5 protein-coding genes are annotated in these 6752 nt (G+C 71.5%); 3 read left to right on the plus strand and 2 right to left on the minus strand.

Translation table 11 applies throughout. From position 1 onward, the window contains the following. The first annotated feature begins 73 nt into the window (after window positions 1-73). On the plus strand, window positions 74-2773 hold the full coding sequence (locus DXK32_RS27065) for an MMPL family transporter (protein ID WP_114861347.1): 2700 nt from the start codon (window positions 74-76) through the stop codon (window positions 2771-2773). Here DXK32_RS27065 and DXK32_RS27070 read toward each other — a convergent pair. After that, window positions 2673-3587 carry a hypothetical protein gene (locus DXK32_RS27070; RefSeq protein ID WP_114861348.1) on the minus strand — a complete coding sequence of 305 codons (915 nt, stop codon included), beginning with the start codon at window positions 3585-3587 and terminating at the stop codon, window positions 2673-2675. The two genes, DXK32_RS27065 and DXK32_RS27070, sit on opposite strands and share 101 nt — an antisense overlap. 212 nt (window positions 3588-3799) lie before the next feature. Continuing rightward, complete coding sequence (locus tag DXK32_RS27075; protein ID WP_114861349.1) at window positions 3800-4894, minus strand: sulfotransferase family protein; 1095 nt, start codon at window positions 4892-4894, stop codon at window positions 3800-3802. A gap of 206 nt (window positions 4895-5100) precedes the next feature. On the opposite strand from DXK32_RS27075, the gene DXK32_RS27080 reads away from it, so the two are divergent. Both DXK32_RS27080 and DXK32_RS27085 read left to right on the plus strand, forming a co-directional pair. Beyond that, on the plus strand, window positions 5101-5721 hold the full coding sequence (locus tag DXK32_RS27080) for an ABC transporter substrate-binding protein (RefSeq protein ID WP_114861350.1): 621 nt from the start codon (window positions 5101-5103) through the stop codon (window positions 5719-5721). 4 nt (window positions 5722-5725) lie between these two features. Further along, the gene (locus tag DXK32_RS27085; RefSeq protein WP_114861351.1) at window positions 5726-6691 is read left to right on the plus strand and encodes an NAD-dependent epimerase/dehydratase family protein; all 966 of its coding nucleotides are present in this window, start codon (window positions 5726-5728) and stop codon (window positions 6689-6691) included. Window positions 6692-6752: the final 61 nt, after the last annotated feature.

Consider the following 6752-nt stretch of genomic DNA (forward strand, 5'->3'; position numbering starts at 1 on the left):
CATACAGTAGCGTACGTTGGGTGCCGGAGGTTGTCCTGGCAGACTACGTACGCTTTCGACGGAGACGTACAGCGTGACAGAACGGCAAGGTGTCCTGGACCGGATGGCGGACTTCGGCCGCGCCATGATCGGGTGCCTGGGCGCCCTGTCCTGCCGAAGGCCAAAGGTGACGCTGGGCGTCTGGGTGCTGATGACTGTGCTGGCGGGCTGGTATTCCGCCGACAATCTGACGATGAGCACCAGCACGTCGGACATGATCTCGCCCGACACCGCCTTCCGCCAGCACACCGAGGAGTACCGGCAGGCCTTCCCCTTCGCCGACGACCAGATCGTCGTCGTCGTGGACAGCGCGTCCCCCGACCAGTCGGACGCCGCCGCCGTACGTCTGGCGGAGCGCCTGTCCGCCCGTACCGACGTGCTGTCGGGGGTGGAGGTGCCGTCCGCCGACCCGTACTTCCACCGCTATGGCCTGCTCTTCCTCGACACGGGAAAATTGCAGGATCTGGCCACCCGGCTGGCTGGGGCACAGGCGGCTCTGGGCGCGCTGAACGCCGCCCCGAACCTCCAGGGCTTAGCCGACCTGCTGGACCTGATCCTGACCCACGCGGACGATGGCGCGCCGACCACCCCGGCCGAGCTGCTGAACCGGCTGGCGGTCAGCACCGCGACAGTGGCGGACGGCCAGCCGGTGCCGCTGTCCTGGACCGGGTTGGTGCAGGCGGCGGATGACGAGGACCGGGCGGCCAACCGCCGCTTCGTCCTGGCCCGGCCCATCCTCGACAACAGCTCCTTCGGGCGCGGGCGTCCTGCGGTGACCGCGGTGCACGAGGCCATCGGCGCGGTGATGGCGGAGCCGGTCGGACAGGGGGTCGAAATGCGGGTCACCGGCGCCGTGCCGCTGCGCCAGACGGAGCTGGACACGGTGGCCAACAGCGCCGGCGTCGCCACCATCCTGTCCTTTATTCTGGTCTCGGCCGTGCTGATCGCCGGAATGCGGTCGGGGCGACTGATCGCCTGCATCCTCGTGGTCCTGCTGCTCGGCCTGACGCTGAGCGCCGGGGCGGCGGCGCTGACCGTGGGACGGCTGAACCTGATCTCCGTGACCTGCGCGGTGATGTTCTTCGGGCTGGGCGACGATTACGGCGGGCATCTCGGCCTGCGCTACCAGGAGGAACTGCGGCGCGGCCTGCCGCCGCTGGCCGCGGCCATCGAGGCGGTGCGGGCGGTCGGGCCGGCGCTGGTGCTCAGCACCCTGTGCGCGATCATCGGCTTCCTGTCCTTCGTGCCGACCGCCTATCTGGGGCTGGCGGAGTTCGGCGTCATCTCCGCCGTCGGCATGGTGGTGGCCCTGCTCATCAGCCTGAGCCTTCTGCCCGCCCTGATCGTCCTGCTGCGCCCCGGCCCCGGTGTCCCGGCGCCGGAACGCGAGAACCGTGGATTCGCCGGCTGGGTGAGCCGCCACCATCGCGCGATCCTTGGTCTGGCCGGGGCCAGCGCCGTCCTGTCCATGGCGGCGCTGCCGCTGGTGCGGCTGGACGTCAACCCGCTGAATCTGCAGGACGAGACGACGGAGGCCGTCGCCACCTACCGCGATCTGGCGACCACGCCGCGCACCTCGCCCTACTCCGTCAACATCCTGACGCCCGACCTCGCGGCGGCGCAGGCGCTGGCCGACCGGCTGCGCGCCCTGCCGGAATCCGGCGGCGTGCGCACCTTCGCCAGCTTCATCCCCAAGGACCAGGAGGCCAAGCTGCCGATCCTGGCCGACATGTCGCTGCTGCTCGGTCCCAGCCTCGCCGCCCCTGTCGCCTCGGCCGCGCTCGATCAGGACGGGCTGGAGCGGGCCGTCGCCACGTTGAGGACGGTGCTGGGCGGTTATCGGACGGACAAGCACGACGGTCCGCCCGAGCTTCGCGCCGCCGTTCAGAGCCTTGACGACGCGTTGGCCCGCGTCCGGCCGGCGCAGTTCGCCACGCTCGACGCCGCGCTGACCGGGGGCGTGCCGCCCCTGCTCGACCGGCTGCGCGAGGGCATGGCGGTGGAGCAGCCGGTGACCACCGCCGACGTGCCGGACAGCCTGAAGGCCCGCTGGATCGCCGCGGACGGACGCGCCCGCGTCGAGGTGCTGCCCACCCACGACATCTCCGACAGCCGCGCGATGGCCGACTTCGCCGACGCGGTGCTGGCCGTGGCGCCCAACGCCACCGGCGCCCCGGTGACGGTGACGGAGGCGGCCCGGGTCGTCGGTTCCTCCTTCCTGGAGGCGACGGCGCTGACGCTGGTGCTGATGGTGCTTCTGCTGGTCGCCGTTCAGCGCTCGGTGACCGGGATGGTGCTGATCCTGGCGCCACTGGTCCTGGCCGCCCTGTGGACGATGGCGACCGCCGGGCTGCTCGACATTCCCTTCAACTTCGCCAACGTGATCGTCATCCCGCTGCTGTTCGCGCTCGGCGTGTCGAGCAGCATCCACATGGTCACGCGCGGACAGGATCTGGTGCGGGAAGGCGCGTCGGACAGCGCCTTCGGGATCGAGCTTCTGGTGACCAGCACGCCGCGCGCCGTCCTGGTCAGCACGCTGACCACCAGCACCGCCTTCGCCACGCTGGCGCTGTCCAATCACCGCGGGCTGTCCAGCATGGGGGTGCTGCTGGCGGTGTCGATCACCTACACGGTCATCTCGTCGCTTGTGGTTCTGCCGGCGCTGATGATTTTGTGGCACCGCCGGCGGCTTCGTCGCAGACCAGAAGCCCCGGTGCGGTCACCGACCCGATGACCAGCCGCCCCTTCCACGAGACGGCGACCGTGGCGGCGGGGAAGCGTTGTCCATCTTCGTCCAGCAGGATCTCCACCCCGGCGGGGCCGAGCGCCGCGACGCGGGTCGGTGCCACCGCCCCACCCGGCCAGCCGTAACGGTGCAGCGCCAGCCGGACCGGCGACGGGTGCAGCGCCGCCAGCAAGCGGCCGTCCGGGGACATCGTCAGGTTGTCCGGCCCGCCCGGCACGGCGACGCGCCGCGGCGGGGCCTGCGGGTCGGAAAGGCGGTAGACGAGCAGAGCCTCCTCCCGCGTGGCGGCGACGGTCAGCCGGTCGTGGCTCGGGTCGGGGAACAGGCCGTTGGCAAAGCCGATCCCACCGATCAGGGTGCGGGCGTCGTTGTTCTCGACGAGGCCGACAAAGCCATGGCGCCCGCCGAGGACGTTGTCCCGGATCACGGCGCCCCAGCCGCAGCCGCCGTGGCTGCTGGTGAAGAGGAAACGCTCACCGTCGAGGAAGGCCACGTCGTTGGCCCGGCAAAGCAAGGAGCTGGCGGTGGTGCCCTGGTGGGTCAGGGTGGCGCCGTCCAAGCGGTAGCGCTCGACCGTCGCCGACCCGTCCTCATGACGGCTGACGGCGAGCAGGGAGCGTGCGCCGTCCGGCTCCGCGCGCAGGTCGATGCCCGCCGGGCGCAGGCCGGTGGCGAGGGGGACGGCGGCGACGGCCGATGCGTCGAGGGATTGCAGATTCAGCAGATAGAGGCCGCCCGTGGTTCCGGCCCGGCGGTCGTAGGCCGACAGCACCGCCTGACCACGCGCCGCGTCGAGCGCCATGTCCTCGATGCCGGTGACGGTGGCGCCATCGGCGGTGACGGAGACGGTGCGGCAGGCGGATTGGGCGGGGTGGGTGAGGAGAGTGAGGAGGAGTGCGGCTGCCCCCTCCCTAACCCTCCCCCGCCTTTGGCGAGGGAGGGAATTTTGGGCGGAGCGGCGGCAGTCCCCTCTCCCGCGAGTGCGGGGGAGGGTTAGGGAGGGGGCAAAAGCCCTCACGCCACACCGGCCCCCCAGCGCGCGACGAAGGGCGCCCATTCGCGGTCCACCCGTTCCCGTCCCTCGTCGGACAGGCGGTGGCGGTTCTTCGCGTAATCGCTTACCGCCCCCAGATACGCCTCGAAAGCCGGGCGCGCCGCCGCGAAACCCGGCAGCTCCAGCGTTTGGTACAGCCGTTCCATCTCCTCCAGCGGCGCCCGCTCGAAGCGCTCGAACGGCACCTCGGCGAAGCGGTTCGCCGGCAGGTCGGCCGTGTCGTCGATCAGCGCCTGCATGATGCGTGGATAGTGGTCCAGCACCACCCGCTCCACATCGATGTGCCCGTGCGGCTGGAGCGCCAGCCGCGCCAGCAGCGTCCGGTAGAAGCCCACCGTAGAGACGAACACCGCGCGCGGGTCGCGGTGGATGTGGATGAAGCGCGCGTCGGGCCAGATCTCCCGCATCATGGCGACCCGCGCGCTGTAGACCGGGTTCTTCAGCAGGATGCAGCGCCCACCCTGGGCGATCGACACCTTCTCCAGGAAATAGAGGAAGCGGCGCTTCCAGGCATCCCGCTCCGCCGCCGTGCAACCGTCGAAATAGAGGCCGCGCCGCAGGTTCTCGTCGAACCGCTCCGGGAAATAGAGGCCATGATAGAAGGAGAGCGGAGACATGTTCGCCAGCGCGATCTCGTCCTCCTGCGGGCTGTCGGCCTTGACCGGCACGTTGTCGATGTAGCGCCGCTCCGGCAGGGCGCGGGCCAGCAGCGGCCGCAGGACCGAGCCCAGCCCCAGCATGTCCCAGGGCAGGCCGACCGCGAAGGGGTCGATGATGCCGAATTGCGGGTCGCGGCTCAGCACGTTGTAGAGATGAGTCGTGCCGCTGCGCCAATGGCCGAGGATGAAGACCGGCGGCGGCAAGCCGGCGTCCTTCCGGCGCCGCGCCGCCACCCACCCGGCCTCCGCCAGCGAGAAGGGCGCGCGCCCGACCGCCGAGGCCAACGCCGCCAGCGCCGTCGGCCAGCCGGCACCCCGCGGCCCACCGTTGCGCATCAGCACAGTCAGCAGCGTGACGGCGTCGCAGCCATACAGCGGATGGTCCGGGATCGGCATCCATCCGCTTGCCCTCTTCGCCGATCCACCCATCCGGACACCTCCCTTCGACAGCGCCGCGCAGGAGGATAGACCGGCCCGAACGCTGTTACATCCCACACGGACGGTTGAATTCGTCTGCCCCGAACGGGCAGATTTCCATCGACTCTTGCCGGAACAGGACGGGGCGCGCCGCGATGACTGGGTCTTCTTCACGCCGAGCATGGATGCGCGCCGCGCTCGCGCTGGCCGTCCTGGCGGCTGGCCTGCTGCCGGTTCCCGCCGTGGCCCAGCAAGCCGGCACCACGCCGGGCGCCCGCGCCACGGTGGCGCGGCTGAACGAGGCTATCCTGTCCCTGATGCGGGAGGCCGCGGGACGGGAGCCGGCGCGGGCGCGGCTTCAGCGATTCCTGCCGGTGATGCTCGACACCTTCGACCTGGAAGCCGCGCTCCGCGTCGCCGCCGCTCCCTATTTCGACCAATCGGCGGAGCCGGAGAAGCGGCAGGCGCTGGACGCCTTCGCCCGGCGCAGCGCCGCCCAGTATGTCGACCGGTTCGACAGCTACGACGGCCAGCGGCTCGAAATCGTCGGCGAGCGGCCGGCCCCGCGCGGGATGCTGCTGGTCGACACCGATCTGGTGCGCGCGGGCAAGACGCCGGTGCGGTTGAGCTATCTGCTGCGTCCGGAAGGCGACCGCTGGCGCATCCTCGACGTGCTGGCGAAGGGCACGGTCAGCCAGCTCGCCACCCAGCGCTCGGAGTTCCAGAACACGCTGCGCGGCGGCGGGCTGACCGCCCTGACGCGCGACCTCAACAGCAACGCCGACCGCATCCTCGGCGGGGCGTAAGGGCATGGGCATCACCCTCGTCACCGGGGGCAACGGCTTCATCGGCGGGCATCTGGTGACGGCGCTGGCGGCGCGCGGCGAGCGGGTGCGCATCCTCGACCTTCAGGACCCGCCGGACGACGTGCCGCCGGGCGTGGAGGTCCAGCGCGGCTCCATCCTCGACGCGGCGGCGGTGGCCCGCGCGCTGGAGGGGGTGGAGCGGGTCCATCACCTCGCCGCCGTCGCCACGCTGTGGGACCGCGACCCGACCGTGTTCGACCGGGTGAACCGGCAAGGCACGCGGGTGGTTCTGGACGCGGCGGCGCGGGCGCCGGGCGTGCGGCGCTTCGTCCATTGCTCGACCGAGGCGGTGATGATCGGCCACCCGCCGCCGCGCCGCCTCGATGAGCGCGCCGATCCGGGGCTGGCGGCGCTGGCCGGTCCCTACTGCCGGTCCAAGTATCTCGCGGAAAAGGACGCGCTGGCCGCCGCGGCGCAAGGGCTGCCGGTGGTGGTGGTCAACCCTACGGCTCCCATCGGCTCCGGCGACCGGCTCCCCACCCCGCCGAACGCCATGCTGCGCCTGTTCCGACGCGGCGGGCCACGGCTGATCCTTGATTGCGTGCTGAATCTCGTGGACGTGCGCGACGTCGCGCAAGGCATGATCCTGGCCGCGGAGCGCGGGCGGGTCGGCGAGCGCTACATCCTGGGGGGAATGGACATCGGGCTGGGCGATCTGGCGGAGCGGATCGACCGGCTGTGCGGCCGGGTGCCGCTCCACCGCCATTCCGTGCCGCCCGCCCTGGCGCTGGCGGCCGCGCGGGTGGAGGAATGGCTGTCCGACCATGTGACGCGCCGCCCGCCCACCGCGTCGGTGACGGGCGTCCGGCTGGCGCTGGGCGGCGGCGGGTTCGACAGCGGCAAAGCCGTGCAGGAGCTGGGCTATACGGTGCGGCCGCTGGAGGCGAGTTTGAGGGCGGCGCTGGGGTAGGTGTTTGCCCCCACCCTTCCCACGGCTTCGCCGTGGGCCCCTTCCCTCCCCCGCTTCGCAG

Origin of the sequence: Azospirillum brasilense (genome assembly GCF_003349955.1) — a bacterium.
Taxonomy (GTDB): Bacteria; Pseudomonadota; Alphaproteobacteria; order Azospirillales; family Azospirillaceae; genus Azospirillum; species Azospirillum brasilense_B.

Bases quoted from the DNA above. Each gene is read 5' to 3' on its own strand.
- DXK32_RS27070 (WP_114861348.1), bottom strand. From the start codon at position 3,587: ATGGCGCTCGACGCGGCGCGTGGTCAGGCGGTGCTGTCGGCCTACGAC.
- DXK32_RS27075 (WP_114861349.1), bottom strand. From the start codon at position 4,894: ATGCCGATCCCGGACCATCCGCTGTATGGCTGCGACGCCGTCACGCTG.
- DXK32_RS27080 (WP_114861350.1), top strand. From the start codon at position 5,101: ATGCGCGCCGCGCTCGCGCTGGCCGTCCTGGCGGCTGGCCTGCTGCCG.
- DXK32_RS27085 (WP_114861351.1), top strand. From the start codon at position 5,726: ATGGGCATCACCCTCGTCACCGGGGGCAACGGCTTCATCGGCGGGCAT.